The sequence below is a fragment of the Zavarzinia compransoris genome, assembly GCF_003173055.1.
Taxonomy (GTDB): domain Bacteria; phylum Pseudomonadota; class Alphaproteobacteria; order Zavarziniales; family Zavarziniaceae; genus Zavarzinia; species Zavarzinia compransoris.
This window is the reverse complement of sequence record NZ_QGLF01000002.1, coordinates 308,655-323,246: the sequence shown is the minus strand read 5'-3', so window position 1 is coordinate 323,246 and position 14,592 is coordinate 308,655. Positions and strand designations below refer to the sequence as shown.

Below are 14,592 nucleotides of genomic sequence, written 5' to 3'. Positions count from 1 at the left end.
AACAGGCCGGCGACTGTCGCGCGGGGCAGAAAGACTATCGCGAAAGCGCGGCGGCGCGCCCCGGCGGCTGGCCGAAATGGCGGCGATAGGCGGCGGTGAAGGCGGCCGGGCTGGCGAAGCCGACGCGATAGCCGGTCTCCGCGACCCCGAGCCCGTGTTCGACCAGCATCAGATGCGCCATCTGCAGGCGCCGGGTCCGGACATAGCCGAAGATCGTGGTGCCGAAGACGGCGCGGAAATGGCTTTGCAGGCTGGTCACATTGCTGCCCACCCGCCGGGCGAGGTCCAGGGTCTTGGGCGGGGCGGCCAGTTCGGCATCGAGAATGTCGCGCGCCGCCATCGCCTGTTCATAGGGCCGCCGGCCGAGGCGGGCGAGCAGGCGGCGGTCCTCGCCCCATTGCCCCGCCACTTCGATCACCAGGGCAAGCGTATTGCTTTCCAGGAACATCAGGCCGAGAGGGCCGCCGTAAGGATGGTCCAGGGTTCGCCGGGCCAGGTCGGCCAGCCGGGCCGAGCGCCCGGCCAGGCGCCGGCAGCCCCCGGCATCGAGTTGTTCGCGCAACCCGGCGAGGCCGTCGTTGCCCAGCATGTCGGCGAAACGCTCGAAGAAGACCGGGGTCAGCACGAAGCCCGACAGATGGCTGCGCTGCCCCGCCCGCCAGGCCCGGGACGATTGCGTCGGCCCGGGAAAGCCGAGCAGCAGCGCCTCCCCCGGCGCCTGGGTCACCGGGCCTTGGCCCTCGATCTCCAGGCGATCGGTCTCGCCCGCCAGCAGCAGGCCGAACACCAGCGACCGGTCGACCGCCAGCCCCATGCAGCCGTCGCCGAGGTAGGTGATGTCATGGGCCGTGGCCAGCAGGCCCGGCTGCACGTCCTCCGCCAGGATGCGGCCGGTGAAGACGGCGGTTTCGAGCGGCAGGTCGCGGGGGATCGCCGGCTCGACCCGCGTCGCCAGCTCCGCCGCCGCCCGGATCAGGTCGGAGACGGAGAATTGCTGGTCGGCGATGCGCGGGCGGACATTCATGGCCGGCCCAGTCTAAGCGCAGGTCCGCCCGCCGGGCGCTAGGATTTTCCTGTCGGCCGGCGGATCGCGGTGGTCGCCGACTGGTCGGGGGCAAGGCCGCGCTCGGCCCGGACCCGGGCGTCGAGATCGGCCCGCGGCTCGATCGTCACGGCCATGACGGCCGCCGTCGCATGGACCACCGTGCCGTCGCCCCGGTCGAGGGCGACATGGCCGGGGTAACACAGGATGTCGCCCCGGCGCGCGACCTCGACGCCCGTGCCGAAGCGGGCCTGAAGGTCGCTGTCGCGCGGGGCCGCGATGCCGGCCCGGGCCAGCGCCAGCTGCACGAGGCCGGAACAGTCGATCCCGGCCGCCGTGCGCCCACCCCAGAGATAGGGCGTGCCGAGAAAGCGCTCCGCCGTCGCGACGATATCGGGCACGATGGCATCGAGCGGCGCGGCATGGGCGGCGAAAATATGCCGCCCGCACGAAAGCGCCAGCCACCGGCCGTCGGCCGAGGCGCCCGTGACCTGAAGGCGCGCCCCCATGGAGAGGGCGATGACCGGCGGGCGCTTCAGGTCGGGCACGGGATAGAGATGGCTGCGCGGCACCGCCACCCCATGGGTGGCGACCGGCGCCGCCCCCCGCGAAAGGGCGGCGCGCGGGACATAGCCGACATAGCCGTCGGTCGCCAGCTGGCCCCACAGCCAGCCGTCCTTGCGGTCTTCGTAGACGGTGAAAGCCTCGCCGTAGAGGATTTCGCTGTCGAGGCTGGCCGCCGCCTCGGGCCGGGGGCGCAGCGGGGCATGGGGGACGATGACGTGAAACGCCTCGCCCTCGACGAAGCGCTCGGCCGCGACCTCGCCTTCGAGGAAACGGGCGGCAAGGTCCGGCCGGGCCGGGGTCAGGCGGCGGTCGAAACCCATGTCAGGCCCCGTAACGTTCGGCGATCAGGGCGAACAGGGCGCGCAGGGTGAACGCCTCGGCCCCGGCCGGGCGGCCGGGCGCCGGTTTCAGCGTCCAGGCATAGAGATCGAAATGGACCCAGGCCGGCGTCTCGGTCACGAAACGCTTGAGGAACAGGGCGGCGGTGATCGCCCCGGCCATGCCCCCGTCCGAGACATTGTTGAGGTCCGCGACCCGGGACTCCAGCCATTTGTCGTAGGGCGCCCACAGCGGCAGGCGCCACACCGGGTCGCGCTGCTCGAAGCCGTGCTCGGCGATGGCCGCCGCCAGTTCGTCGTCGGGGGTGAACATGGCGGGCAGATCGGGGCCCAGCGCCACCCGCGCCGCCCCGGTCAGGGTGGCGAAATCGATCAGCAGGTCGGGCTTGTCCTCGTCCGCCTCGGCCAGGGCATCGGCCAGGATCAGGCGGCCCTCGGCGTCCGTGTCGCCGATCTCGACCGTCAGCCCCTTCCGCGAGGTCAGGACGTCGCCGGGCCGCATGGCATTGCCCGCGACCGCATTCTCGACCGCCGGGATCAGCACGCGCAGGCGCACCGGCAGGCCGGCATCCATGATCATATGGGCAAGGCCCAGGGCATGGGCCGCGCCGCCCATGTCCTTCTTCATCAAGGCCATGAAATTGCCGGTCTTCAGGTTCAGGCCGCCGGTATCGAAACAGACCCCCTTGCCGACGATGGTGATGCGCGGCAGGTCCGATGCGCCCCAGTTGAGGTCGATCAGGCGCGGCGCCCGGTCGCTGGCCCGGCCCACCGCATGGACCATGGGATAGCCGGCGTCGAGCAGGTCGTCGCCGACGATGAGGTTGACCCGGGCATCATGGACCGCCGCGACCCGCAGCGCCGCCACCGCCAGATCCTCGGGCCCGAGGTCGGAGGCGGGCGTATTCACGAGGTCGCGCACCAGATAGGTCGCCTCGGCCGCGCGGCGGACGCCGTCGAGATCGGTGCCGGCGGGCGGCACCAGCAGGGGGGCGGGCTTCGGTGCCTCGTCCCGGTAGCGCCGGAAGGCGTATCGCCCCATGACCCAGCCGAGCGAGGCCGCCGTCGCCTCCGCCGGGCCGAGGGGGGTGGCGATCTCATAGGTTCCGGCCGGCAGCGCCGCCGACAGGGCGGCGAAGGCGTAAGCGTCGCTCTCCTCCGCCGGGCCGACGCCGAACAGCACCAGGCCGAGGTTGCCCTCGGGCCCCGGCACCAGCAGGGAGGCGCCGGGCTTGCCCTCGAAGCCGGCGGCACGGGCGAAGCGCAGCGCCGCCGCCGGCACGCGCCCGTCCAGCGCGTCGAGCCCGCCCCGGGCCACGCAATGGATCGGCACGGCGGCCTCCCGGCTGGCCACCAGGGGCAAGGGCAGGGACAGGGTCGCGGGACTGTTTTCGGACATGGCAGCTTTCGTGCGGAAGCGCTTGCGGAACGATTGGGGCTCGGGTTGCCTGGAGCGGGGAAACCACCCTATTGAAGGACACTAGAGCGAATTGCCGCGTCGATGAATCGGCAATTCGCCCTGGGGCCGAGCTTAACCCAGCCTGCGGAGCCTTGCCCATGGCCGTGCATGAACGCCCGATCCTGGTGATCGGAGACAAGAATTATTCCTCCTGGTCGATGCGGCCGTGGCTGGCCCTGACCGCCGGGGGCATCGATTTCGAGGAGGTGCACGTCAAGCTGCGCACCGAGGCGACCAAGGCGACCATCCTCCGCCATTCACCGAGCGGCAAGGTCCCGGCCCTGAAGCTGGGCGAGGTGGTGATCCCGGAATCCCTGGCCATCTGCGAATGGGCGGCGGAAAATGCCGTGGCAGCCCCCCTGCTGCCGGCCGACCCGGTGGCGCGGGCGGTGTGCCGGGCGGTCTCGGCGGAGATGCACGCGGGCTTTGCCACGCTGCGCCAGGAATGCCCGATGGATGTGCTGGCCCGGCATCACGGCCACCCGATCAGCGATGCCTGCCGCAGCGATATTTCCCGCATCGAGGGGATCTGGAGCCATGTCCGCCGCGACTATGGCGCCGACGGCCCCTATCTGTTCGGCGCCTGGTCGATCGCCGATGCCATGTTCGGCCCGGTGGTCAGCCGCTTCGTCACCTATGGCCCCCATCTGGTGCGGGAAGCGGCGGATTACGTCGCCGCCGCCAGCCACCACCCGGCCTATCAGGCCTGGGTCGCCGGTGCCCGGCACCAGGTGGCGACCGGCCTCTGAGCCGGGTCAGGTCGCGCCCGCGGGCAGGGTGATGCCCTGCTCGCGGTAGAAGCGGACGGCGCCCGGGTGCAGGGGCACGGCAAGGCCCTGGACCGCGGTCGCCAGGGTGATGTCGGCGGCGCGGGGGTGGCCGGCGTCGAGGGCGGCGCGGTTGACCGGGTCGAACAGAGCCTTGGTAATGTCGTAGATCAGGGCGTCCTCGGCCTCGAGGGCGCAGATCCATTGCGCACCCACATTCACCGTCTCGGTCGCGGGCACGCCCGGATAGGCGCCTTCGGGAATGGTGCCGGCCATGAAATAGCGCCCCTTGGCCAGCAATTTCTCGCGCAGGTCGCCGTCGATCGGCAGCAGGGCGATGCCGGCCCCGGCGATATCGCCGATATTGGCCGAAGGTGCCCCGCTGAAGAAGAACATGGCGTCGATCTCGCCGCTGGCCAGCGCCTCCGCCGCGCGGGAGGGGCCGAGATCCTGGACCAGGATCTGCTTCGGCTTGATGCCGGCCAGTTCGAGGATCATCAGGGCATCGCCCCTGGTGCCCGAGCCCGGCCGGTCGAGCGAGACGCGCTTGCCGATCAGGTCGCGCAATTTCGCGATGCCGCTGCCGGCCTTGACCACGACATGCATGCTTTCGCCATAGAGGCTGGCGATGACGCGGAGATTGGCCTGCGGCTCCTTGCCCGCGAACAGGCCGCTGGCGCCGTAAGCCCAGGCGACGACATCCGCCTGGGCGAGTGCGGTTTCGACCGCCCGCCCGGCCACCGCGCCGACATTGGCGACCGAGCCCTCGCTCGTCTCCGCCGTGGCGACGAGGCCGTTCACGCCGCAGGGCGTGCCGGGGTCGCAGGCCGGCAGGCCGGGCGGGTGGGACAGCAGGCGGGCGATGGTCTCGCCGACCGGGAAATAGGTGCCGGCGGCGCTGCCGGTGGCGATGCGGAGATAGCGGGCTTCCTGCGCCCGCGCCGGCCGCGCCGCGCCGACCGCCGCCAGTACGCCCAGCCCCCCGATTCGGCGCAGCAACGCCCGGCGATCGAGGTCGGTCGCGGCAGCGGGGGCAAGGGGACAGGCACAGGGGTCCATGGCAGGGGTCCGGGTCAGGCCAGGACGGAAGATCGTTAATCGTCCTCCCATTCCCCCTGGGGTGCAAGCATCGACCGGCGAAGCATGCTAGTCTGCCCGCCTGCTTTGCCCGAGTGTTGCCGCCACGCCACCATGCCGTCCCGTCCTGCCTCGTCCGGCCCGCGCCTTCGCGCCGGCCTGTTCCGTTTCAGCCTTGCCGCCCTCATCGGTGTCGCCGCCGCCTTCGGCGTGCTGGCCCTGCGCGGTCCCGCCGCCCCGGCCGTCGACCAGGGCAAGCCGGTCACCGGCCTCGAACTGATCGCCGCCGGCAAGGCGCCGCCCCTGCCCCGCTACGGCGGCCCTGCCGTCGTGGTCGACAGTATCGCCGGCGATTTCGCCTATCCGGCCTGGCTGTGGCAGCCGGCCAGCGGCGCCAGCGTCGGCCGGATCGAGGACAGCCGCTCGGACGGCCAGATGCTGACCCTGTCGGGCTGGGCCGGCGACGTCGCCATGGGCCTGCGCATGAGCCATGTCCTGATCGCCGCCTGCGGCCGGGTGATCGCCACCGTGCCGGTCGATGCCGACCGCGCCGACATCCGCAAGCGCCACCCCAACCTGCCCGACGCCGGCTGGAGCGCCCGCATCGCCCTGCCCGACCTCGGCCCCTGCCCGACGCCCGAGATCACGGCCCACGGCGTCGCCCGCTTCGGCGAGGTGCTGTTCCCCCTCGACGGCACGGTCGAGACGCCGGCCGGCGCCGGCCTCGTCGCGCTGGACGACGGCCGCTACCGCCGTCCCGAGCGGCCGGTACGGGAACCGGGCGGCGCCGCCGCACCGACCCGGGTGGTCGACCTCGGGGGCGAGGGTCTGGCGCTGCGCCGCTGCGGCCTCGACCGATGCCCGGTCATCGCCCACCTGCCGGGCGGGCGCCAGCGCGTGCTGATTCTCGACCAGCAGGCCGGCTGGGCCCTGATCGCCCAGGCCGGCGGCAATGCCGGCTGGGCCCCGGACGCCCGCCTGAGCGGAAACTGACGGATGGGAAATCGACCGATCAGGCGCGAAGTGCGGTCGCCGCCGCCTGATCGCCCAGGGCCGACAGCACTTCGGCGACGATATGGCGGGCGTTCAGCCCGGCCTGGTCGTATTGGGCCTGGGGCGCATCCTGGTCGATGAAGACATCGGGCAGGACCATGGGGCGGACCTTCAGGCCCCGGTCCAGCAAGCCGCTGCGCGCCAGGAAATGCAGCACGAAGGCGCTGAAACCGCCGACCGAGCCTTCCTCGATGGTGATCAGCACCTCGTGCTCGCGGGCGAGGCGGCGGATCAGGTCCTCGTCCAGGGGCTTGGCGAAACGGGCGTCGGCCACGGTGGCGGCGACGCCGCGGGCGGCCAGTTCATCCGCCGCCTTCAGGCTTTCCCCGAGGCGGGTGCCGAGGGAGAGGATGGCAACCCTCGAGCCTTCGCGGACGATGCGGCCCTTGCCGATCGCCAGCACCTCGGGCTCGGCCGGGATCTCGACCCCGACCCCTTCGCCGCGCGGGAAGCGGAAGGCCGAGGGGCGGTCGTCGATGGCGGCGGCGGTCGCGATCATGCGCGCCAGTTCCGCCTCGTCCGAGGGCGCCATGAGGACGAAATCCGGCAGGCAGCCGAGATAGGCGAGGTCGAAGGACCCGGCATGGGTGGCGCCATCGGCGCCGACGAGGCCGGCCCGGTCGATCGCGAAGCGCACCGGCAAGCGCTGGATGGCGACATCGTGCACCACCTGGTCGTAGCCGCGTTGCAGGAAGGTCGAATAGAGAGCGCAGACCGGCTTCAGCCCCTCGGTCGCCATGCCGGCGGCGAAGGTCACCGCATGCTGCTCGGCGATGCCGACATCGAAGCAGCGCTTGGGAAAGCGTTCGCCGAAACGGTCGAGCCCGGTGCCGGACGGCATGGCGCCGGTGATGGCGACGATCCTGTCGTCCTTTTCCGCCAGCCGGATCAGCGTATCCGAGAAGACCCTCGTATATTGCGGGGCGTTCGGCTTGGCCTTCACCTGGGCGCCGGTGGCGACGTCGAAACGCACGACGCCGTGGTATTTGTCCGCCGCCGCCTCGGCCGGGGGATAGCCCTTGCCCTTCTGGGTGATGACATGGACCAGGATCGGGCCGTTGCCGGCATCGCGGGCATTGCGCAGCACCGGCAGCAGATGCTCGAAATTATGGCCGTCGATCGGGCCGACGTAATAGAAGCCCAGTTCCTCGAACAGGGTGCCGCCGCCCGACGCCATGCCGCGGGCATATTCCTCGGCGCGCTTCGCCGTGCGCTCGAAGCTCTTGGGGAAGCGCTGCATCATCTGCTTCGCCAGATGGCGGAAATTGACATAGGAGCGCGACGACATCAGCCGGGCGAGATAGGCGCTCATGGCGCCGACCGGGGGCGCGATCGACATGTCGTTGTCGTTGAGGACGACGATCAGCCGGCTGTCCATGGAACCGGCATTGTTCATCGCCTCATAGGCCATGCCGGCGGACATGGCGCCGTCGCCGATCACCGCGATCACATGGTTGTCGCGGCCTTGCAGGTCGCGCGCCACCGCCATGCCGAGGCCGGCCGAGATCGAGGTCGAGGAATGGGCGGCGCCGAAAGGGTCGTAGTCGCTTTCCGACCGCTTGGTGAAGCCGGACAGGCCGCCGCCCTGGCGCAGGGTGCGGATGCGGTCGCGCCGCCTGGTCAGGATCTTGTGGGGATAGGCCTGATGGCCGACGTCCCAGATCAGCCGGTCGGCCGGCGTGTCGAAGACATAATGAAGTGCGACCGTCAGTTCGACCACGCCGAGCCCGGCGCCCAGGTGGCCGCCGGTGATGGACACCGCATCGATGGTCTCGGCCCGGAGTTCCGCCGCCAGTTGCGGCAACTGGTCCTCGTCCAGCCGGCGCAGGTCTTCAGGCCCGGCAACCTGGTCCAGGAGGGGGGTCAGCGGCGGGCTGATGGTCACCGTGGTCATGTCCTCAAAGGCCGTTCGTCAAGACTTGCGTTCGATCACGTAGCGCGCAAGGGCGGAAAGCCGGTCGGCGCGGGAACCGAACAGGGCGAGATGGGCGATCGCCTGGTCGACCAGCCGTTCCGCCTGGGCGCGGGCCCGCTCGACGCCGAGGATCGAGACGAAGGTCGCCTTGCCGCGGGCGGCATCCTTGGCCACCGCCTTGCCCGTATCCTCGATGCGGCCCTCGACGTCGAGCAGGTCGTCGGCGATCTGGAAAGCGAGGCCGAGGTCGTGGGCATAGGCGCGCAGCGCCGCCCGCGCCTCCTGGCTGGCCTTGCCGAGGATGGCGCCGGCCTCGGCCGCGGCCTGGATCAGGGCGCCGGTCTTCATCTTCTGCATGCGGGTGATGGCGCCGAGGTCGAAATCGGCCTCGGCCGATTCGGCGGCGAGATCGGCCATCTGCCCGCCGACCATGCCGTGCGGCCCCGAGGCCTGGGCGAGAAGGGCGACGAGTTCGAGCCGCACCCGCGGGTCGTCATGGGTTTCGGGCGCCGCCAGCAATTCGAAGGCGAAGGTGAGCAGGGCATCGCCGGCAAGGACCGCGGTCGCCTCGTCGAAAGCCTTGTGCACCGTCGGCTTGCCGCGGCGCAGGTCGTCGTCGTCCATGGCCGGCAGGTCGTCATGGACGAGGCTGTAGCAATGGACGCATTCGACCGCGGTCGCGGCGCGGATGGCGCAGGCGCGCTGGACGTCGAAAATTCCCGCCGCCTCCAGCACCAGGAAGGGGCGCAGGCGCTTGCCGCCCGAAAGGCTGGCATAGCGCATCGCCTCCATCAGCCGCGCCTCGGGCCCGATGGCGGGGGGCAGCAGGCGGTCCAGGGCTTTTTCGATGTCGGCGGCGGCGGCGGCCAGGGCGGACGTCAGGGACAGGGCGGGCTTCAGGGCAACGTCGGTCATGGTCGGTCAGTTGGCGTCGAAGGCCCGGGTCGCGATCTCGCCCTCGGGGCCGGCGACGATGGCTTCCACCCTGGCCTTGGCCTGGGCCAGCTTGGCCTCGCAATGGCGTTTCAGCAGGGCGCCGCGGCCATAGGTCTCGATCGAGGCTTCGAGATCGACCCGCCCGTCCTCCAGCTGGCGCACGATGGCCTCCAGCTCGCGCAGCGCCGCCTCGAAGCTGAGGGCGGCGATATCGTCCGGCAAGGGGGTGGGATCGGCAGGCATGTCGGGCCTCGGCAGCATCGAAGGCGATAGGCGGCGGTGACCGCGTGCCCTGTGGTAACCGCCTTGGCTGCCGGTGACAAGCCGTAACACGGCCGCAGCCGACCGTCGCCTGCGCCCGGCCGCCGCCTTTCGCAGGCGCCGCCACCGTGCTAGCAAGGGACCCGCGACGGAAAGGGCGGCATGATCGGCAACGGTAAAAACGGCATGCGAACGGCGGGCGGCGGGCGGATCGCCGCCCTCGCGGTCGTCTTCGCACTCCTGCTCCAGCCGCTGCTGGCGGCGGGCGGGGCCGGGCTGCGCGCCGAAACCGGGGCGCTGGGCCGGCTTGCCGCCTTGATCGGGCCGCTGTGCTCGATCGAGCCGGGTGCCGGCGCCGCTGACCGCAAGGCCCCGGCCGCCCCCGGCCACGACCGCGCCGGCTGCTGCCTGCCCGGCTGCCCCATGGGCGCCGGCCCCCTGCCCGAGCGGGTGGTGGTTCCCGGCCTGCGGGACCGGCCGTCCCCCCTGGCCGGCCCCCCGGTGCCGGCCCGGGACGCGGCCGTCCCGACCGTCCCTTACGGCGCCGCATTGCCGCGCGGGCCGCCCCTGGCCGGATGAAACCTCCCTCCCCTTCGGTATTCATCTGACCCAGGATCATCCATCATGACCCGCTCGCTTCTTCGTTCCGCCCTGCTTGCCGCCGCCCTGCTGGCCGGCGCCGGCCTCACCCTCGCCCCGGCCCTGACCGAGGCCCATGGCTTCAAGATCGCCAGCCTCGACATCGGCCACCCGTGGTCGCGCGCCACCCCGGCCGGGGCCAAGGTCGCCGGCGGCTACCTGAAGGTTACCAACGGCGGCGCCGAGGCGGACCGCCTGCTTTCGGTCGCCAGCGCCATCGCCGACAAGGTGGAGATCCATGAAATGGCCATGGCGGCGGACGGCACCGCCTCCATGCACCGGCTCGACAATGGCGTCGAGATCCCGGCCGGCGCCACGGTCGAGCTGAAGCCCGGCAGCTATCACATCATGTTCATCGGCCTGAAACGGCCGCTGACCGAAGGCGAGAAATTCGACGGCACCCTGACCTTCGAGAAGGCGGGCACCGTCGCCGTGCAATTCGCCGTCGAAGCCATGGGCAAGACCGGCGGCGACCACGGCGCGCACCAGGGCCACTGAGCCCGGCCCCGGGCTCGATCCCAGGACCGGGCCCGGGATTTCGTGCTAAGCTACGCCGGAGCTTGAATGACCGCGAGGCAGGCATGAGCGACGTCACCTTCACCTTCGAGGTCGACGAAGACCTGAAGAATGAATTCACGGCCGCGGCCGACGCGACCGACAGCGACAGCGCCCAGGTCCTGCGCGACCTGATGCGCGACTTCGTCCGCCGCCAGCACGAAGCCGCCGATTACGACGCCTGGTTCCGCGCCCAGGTCCAGATCGGCCTGGACCAGGCCCGGGCCGGCGACCTGTTCTCGCATGAGGAGGTCGAGGCGGAAGCCGCCGCCTGGCGTGCGGACCTGGAACGCAAATTGGGCAGGCGCACCATTTGAAACTGCGATGGTCGCGCCAGGCGAGAACGGACCGGCAGGACATCCGGGCCTTCATCGCCCGGGACAATCCGATGGCGGCCCTTGCCCTTGATCGCCAACTCGCCGACCGGGCGTCGCAACTGGTGTTCAACCCCCACCAGGGCCGCAAGGGCCGCCTGCCCGGCACGCGCGAATTGGTCGCGCATCACAATTATGTCCTCGTCTATGCCGTGACGGACGATGCGGTACAGATCCTGCGCGTGCTCCATGTGGCCCGGCGCTGGCCCTGAACGGGCTCAGTTGATCATCAGGGTCGCGACATGGGCGGCGACCGAGGACGACAGGGCATAGAGGTCGTAGCCGCCCTCGAGGGTCGAGACCAGGCCGGCGCGGCACTGCTTGCGGGCGATGGTCGCCAGTTCCTGGGTCACCCAGCGGAAATCCTGCTCGGTCAGCCGCATGTTGGCGAGCGGGTCCAGGGCATGGCCGTCGAAGCCGGCGGAAACCAGGATCAGTTCCGGCTTGAAGGCGACCAGCGCGGGGAAGATCGTCTCGGTGAAGACCTTGCGGAAGGCCGGGCCGTCCGCCCCCGGCGGCAGGGGCACGTTCAGGATATTGTCGTTGCAGCCGGTCTCGCCCGCCGCCCCGGTGCCGGGATAGAGCGGTGCCTGATGGGTCGAGGCATAGAAGAGATCGGGGTCGCCCTCGAAGGCGCTTTGGGTGCCGTTGCCGTGGTGGACGTCGAAATCGACCACCGCGACCCGTTGCAGGCCGTGGGCCGCGCGGGCATGCAGGGCGCCGACCGCGACATTGTTGAAGAAGCAGAAGCCCATGGCATGGCCGGGCTCGGCGTGATGGCCGGGCGGGCGGACGGCGCAGAAGGCGGAATAGGCCCCGCCGGTCAAAACCGTATCGACCGCCGCGACCACCGCGCCGGCCGCATGCAGCGCCGCCTCGCCCGAGCCGGGGGACATCACGGTGTCGCCGTCGATATGGACATTGTTGTGGCCGACCGCCGGCACCTTGGACAGCACCCAGTCGACATAGTCGGGATCATGGACGCGGATCAGCTGCTCGCGCGTGGCCGGCGGCGCCTCCGCCCGTTCGAGATAGTGGAAATCCTCGGCCTCGAGCGCCCGCATCACCGCCCGCAGCCGGTCGGCGCTTTCGGGGTGGCCCCAGCCGGTGTCATGGGCGAGGCAGGACGGGTGCGAAAACAGAATCGTGGACATGAGACGGGCGCTTCCAGGCAGTTTTTCCGGCCGGCATTGCAAAGCCGGCGCTTAATGCCCCCACTTTCGCGCGTAAATTACCCGGCCGACAAGCACGACTTATGGGTTAAACCGCCGCCGCCGCGGCGGCGGGCGTGTTTTCCTTGTTCCCGCCCGGCCGGCATCGTAACAAGCGATAGGGTAGACGGAGCGGGACATGGCCCTCGACGACAAGGATTATCGCCGGCAGCTGGAAGCCTGCCTCGGGCATTGGCTGGATGTCCTGGAGGCGACCGGCGCCTTCGACGAGTTGGACCTCGCGGACGGCGTGCTCCAGGCGGAAACCGAGGACGGCAAGGTCTTCATCCTGAACCGCCACCTGCCGCTGAAGCAGGTCTGGCTGTCCTCGCCGGTCTCGGGCGCGCATCACTATGCCTTCGACGAGGGGCGGGGCGGCTGGTTCTCCACCCGGGGCGGCGAAGCCCTGGCCGACCGGCTGCGCGCCGATCTCGGCCAGATCGGCATCGGCATCGCGGGCTGACCTGCGACGCCGGGTCGCGGCGCCGGCCGGCGCTTTCCCCCGGCGGCCATTCGGCGTAACAGAGGCGGCTTCAAGCCGGCAGTGACAAGAGAACAGGGATCGGGGCGGCAATGAGCAGCAGGGCAACGGACGATGGCGCCAGCGGCCGGCGGGGCAATCCTTTTCCCAAGCTGCGCCAGCTCTGGCCTTTCGTCCGGCCCTACCGTGGCCGGGCGGCGCTGGCGCTGGTCGCCCTGGTGGTCGCCGCCGGCGCGACGCTGACCATCGGCCAGGCCCTGCGCAGCCTGATCGACCACGGCTTTGCCGAGGGCGGGGGCGGCAGTGCCGCGATCGACATCTATTTCATCGCCCTGCTCGGCGTCGTCGTCGTGCTCGCCTTTGCCACCTTCGGGCGCTTCTACCTCGTCTCCTGGCTGGGGGAGCGGGTGATCGCCGACCTGCGGCGCACGATCTACGGCCATGTCGTCCGCCTGGACGCCACCTTCTTCGAGACCACCCGCACCGGCGAGATCCTGTCGCGCCTCAATGCCGACACGCTGGTGATCGAGACCGTGGTCGGCTCCTCCGCCTCGGTCGCCCTGCGCAACCTCTTGATGTTCCTGGGCGGGACGGTGCTGCTCGTCATCACCTCGGTGAAGCTCTCGCTTCTCCTCCTCCTGGTCGTGCCCATCGTGCTGCTGCCGATCCTGGTGTTCGGGCGGCGCGTGCGCGGCCTGTCGCGCGCCAGCCAGGACCGGCTGGCGGAATCCGCCGCCATCGCCAACGAGACGCTGAACGCCGTCCACACCGTCCAGGCCTTCGGCCAGGAGGCGGGCGAGGCCGCCCGCTACGGCACCGCCATCGAAGCGGCCTTCGGCACGGCGCGCCAGCGCATCCGCACCCGGGCGTGGCTGACGGCGCTGGTCATCACCCTGATCTTCGGCGCCATCGATCTCATCCTGTGGATCGGCGCCAAGGATGTCGCCGCCGGCGCCATGTCCGGGGGCGAATTGGCGGCCTTCGTCTTCTATGCGATCGTCGCCGCCGGGGCGCTCGGCGCGCTGTCGGAAGTCTGGGGCGATCTGCAGCGCGCCGCCGGCGCCGCCGAACGCCTGCTCGAAATCCTGGCGGTCGCCCCGGCGATCCACGCCCCCGCCGTGCCCAAAGCCCTGCCGGCCCGGGTCGCCGGCACCATCGCCTTCGAGAAGGTGACCTTCCACTATCCCTCGCGCCCGGACCTGCCGGCGCTCCGCGACCTCAGCTTCACCGTCGCCCCGGGCGAGACGGTCGCCCTGGTCGGGCCGTCCGGCGCCGGCAAGACCACCGTGTTCCAATTGCTGCTGCGCTTCCACGATCCGGCGGCCGGGCGCATCACGGTCGACGGCATCGACATCCGCGACCTCGATCCCGTCGACCTGCGCGGCCTTTTCGCCCTGGTGCCGCAGGAAACCACGATCTTCGCGACCGACGCCGCCGCCAACATCCGCTACGGCCGGCCCGACGCCGCCGCGGCCGAGGTCCTGGCCGCGGCCGAGGGCGCCTCGGCCCGGGGTTTCATCGAGCAATTGCCCGATGGCTTCGCCTCGCCCCTGGGCGAGCGCGGGGTGCGCCTCTCGGGCGGGCAGAAGCAGCGCCTGGCGATCGCCCGCGCCATGCTGCGCGATCCCCGCATCCTGCTGCTGGACGAGGCGACCAGCGCCCTCGACGCCGAATCGGAAGTCCAGGTCCAGGCCGCCCTGGACCGGCTGATGCAGGGGCGCACCACCCTGGTCATCGCCCACCGCCTGTCGACCGTGATCGACGCCGACCGCATCCTGGTGCTGGACGACGGGCGGATCGTCGAATCCGGCCGCCACGACGACCTCGTCGCCCAGGGCGGCCTCTATGCCCGGCTCGCCACCCTCCAGTTCGGCGATGCCGAGGAGCGCCGGCGCGAAGCCTGAACCACGGCGCCAT

The 14,592-nt window shown here is 71.0% G+C and carries 16 protein-coding genes; 8 read left to right on the top strand and 8 right to left on the bottom strand.

The genetic code is table 11. The annotated features are described in order from the left end of the window. Positions 1–34 precede the first annotated feature (34 nt). The 3 genes from DKG75_RS07330 to DKG75_RS07320 are packed head-to-tail and all read right to left on the bottom strand — an operon-like array spanning position 35 to position 3,346. Positions 35–1,024, bottom strand: a complete 990-nt coding sequence (locus DKG75_RS07330; RefSeq protein WP_109920437.1) for a helix-turn-helix transcriptional regulator — start codon at positions 1,022–1,024, stop codon at positions 35–37. A gap of 38 nt (positions 1,025–1,062) precedes the next feature. Then, positions 1,063–1,929 carry a C40 family peptidase gene (locus DKG75_RS07325; RefSeq protein WP_109920436.1) on the bottom strand — a complete coding sequence of 289 codons (867 nt, stop codon included), beginning with the start codon at positions 1,927–1,929 and terminating at the stop codon, positions 1,063–1,065. A gap of 1 nt (position 1,930) precedes the next feature. Further along, positions 1,931–3,346 (bottom strand): leucyl aminopeptidase family protein, encoded by a 1,416-nt coding sequence (locus tag DKG75_RS07320; protein ID WP_109920435.1) that lies wholly within the window; start codon positions 3,344–3,346, stop codon positions 1,931–1,933. Positions 3,347–3,504: 158 nt separating this feature from the next. On the opposite strand from DKG75_RS07320, the gene DKG75_RS07315 reads away from it, so the two are divergent. After that, entirely contained in the window at positions 3,505–4,155 is a 651-nt protein-coding gene (locus DKG75_RS07315) for a glutathione S-transferase family protein (protein ID WP_109920434.1), read from the top strand. A gap of 6 nt (positions 4,156–4,161) precedes the next feature. On the opposite strand, the gene DKG75_RS07310 is transcribed toward DKG75_RS07315, so the two are convergent. Continuing rightward, the gene (locus DKG75_RS07310) at positions 4,162–5,232 is read right to left on the bottom strand and encodes a TAXI family TRAP transporter solute-binding subunit (RefSeq protein ID WP_166646460.1); all 1,071 of its coding nucleotides are present in this window, start codon (positions 5,230–5,232) and stop codon (positions 4,162–4,164) included. Positions 5,233–5,364: 132 nt separating this feature from the next. On the opposite strand from DKG75_RS07310, the gene DKG75_RS07305 reads away from it, so the two are divergent. Further along, on the top strand, positions 5,365–6,243 hold the full coding sequence (locus DKG75_RS07305) for a hypothetical protein (RefSeq protein WP_109920432.1): 879 nt from the start codon (positions 5,365–5,367) through the stop codon (positions 6,241–6,243). A gap of 19 nt (positions 6,244–6,262) precedes the next feature. Here the strand turns inward: DKG75_RS07305 and dxs are convergent, their stop codons facing one another. Genes dxs through DKG75_RS07290 form a run of 3 tightly spaced genes read right to left on the bottom strand, consistent with a single transcriptional unit; the run spans position 6,263 to position 9,397 of the window. Then, positions 6,263–8,197 (bottom strand): 1-deoxy-D-xylulose-5-phosphate synthase, encoded by a 1,935-nt coding sequence (dxs, locus tag DKG75_RS07300; RefSeq protein ID WP_109920431.1) that lies wholly within the window; start codon positions 8,195–8,197, stop codon positions 6,263–6,265. 18 nt (positions 8,198–8,215) lie between these two features. Next, positions 8,216–9,133 carry a polyprenyl synthetase family protein gene (locus DKG75_RS07295; protein ID WP_109920430.1) on the bottom strand — a complete coding sequence of 306 codons (918 nt, stop codon included), beginning with the start codon at positions 9,131–9,133 and terminating at the stop codon, positions 8,216–8,218. A 6-nt stretch (positions 9,134–9,139) separates the two neighbouring features. After that, the gene (locus DKG75_RS07290; RefSeq protein ID WP_109921056.1) at positions 9,140–9,397 is read right to left on the bottom strand and encodes an exodeoxyribonuclease VII small subunit; all 258 of its coding nucleotides are present in this window, start codon (positions 9,395–9,397) and stop codon (positions 9,140–9,142) included. A gap of 180 nt (positions 9,398–9,577) precedes the next feature. Between DKG75_RS07290 and DKG75_RS07285 the strand changes: the two genes are divergently transcribed. From DKG75_RS07285 to DKG75_RS07270, 4 genes are all read left to right on the top strand, one after another. Then, a complete protein-coding gene (locus tag DKG75_RS07285) occupies positions 9,578–9,994 on the top strand; it encodes a hypothetical protein (RefSeq protein ID WP_109920429.1) in 417 nt (138 codons plus the stop codon). A gap of 45 nt (positions 9,995–10,039) precedes the next feature. Then, the gene (locus tag DKG75_RS07280) at positions 10,040–10,552 is read left to right on the top strand and encodes a copper chaperone PCu(A)C (RefSeq protein WP_109920428.1); all 513 of its coding nucleotides are present in this window, start codon (positions 10,040–10,042) and stop codon (positions 10,550–10,552) included. Positions 10,553–10,635: 83 nt separating this feature from the next. Further along, positions 10,636–10,926 carry a hypothetical protein gene (locus tag DKG75_RS07275; RefSeq protein WP_109921055.1) on the top strand — a complete coding sequence of 97 codons (291 nt, stop codon included), beginning with the start codon at positions 10,636–10,638 and terminating at the stop codon, positions 10,924–10,926. Beyond that, entirely contained in the window at positions 10,923–11,195 is a 273-nt protein-coding gene (locus DKG75_RS07270; protein WP_109920427.1) for a type II toxin-antitoxin system RelE/ParE family toxin, read from the top strand. The genes DKG75_RS07275 and DKG75_RS07270 overlap by 4 nt, the downstream gene beginning before the upstream one ends. 6 nt (positions 11,196–11,201) lie before the next feature. On the opposite strand, the gene DKG75_RS07265 is transcribed toward DKG75_RS07270, so the two are convergent. Next, positions 11,202–12,137: a histone deacetylase family protein gene (locus tag DKG75_RS07265; RefSeq protein WP_109920426.1), complete on the bottom strand. Its 936-nt coding sequence runs from the start codon at positions 12,135–12,137 to the stop codon at positions 11,202–11,204. A gap of 196 nt (positions 12,138–12,333) precedes the next feature. On the opposite strand from DKG75_RS07265, the gene DKG75_RS07260 reads away from it, so the two are divergent. Both DKG75_RS07260 and DKG75_RS07255 read left to right on the top strand, forming a co-directional pair. Further along, positions 12,334–12,657, top strand: a complete 324-nt coding sequence (locus DKG75_RS07260; protein WP_109920425.1) for a frataxin family protein — start codon at positions 12,334–12,336, stop codon at positions 12,655–12,657. A 110-nt stretch (positions 12,658–12,767) separates the two neighbouring features. Next, on the top strand, positions 12,768–14,579 hold the full coding sequence (locus DKG75_RS07255) for an ABC transporter transmembrane domain-containing protein (RefSeq protein ID WP_109920424.1): 1,812 nt from the start codon (positions 12,768–12,770) through the stop codon (positions 14,577–14,579). Positions 14,580–14,592 lie beyond the last annotated feature (13 nt).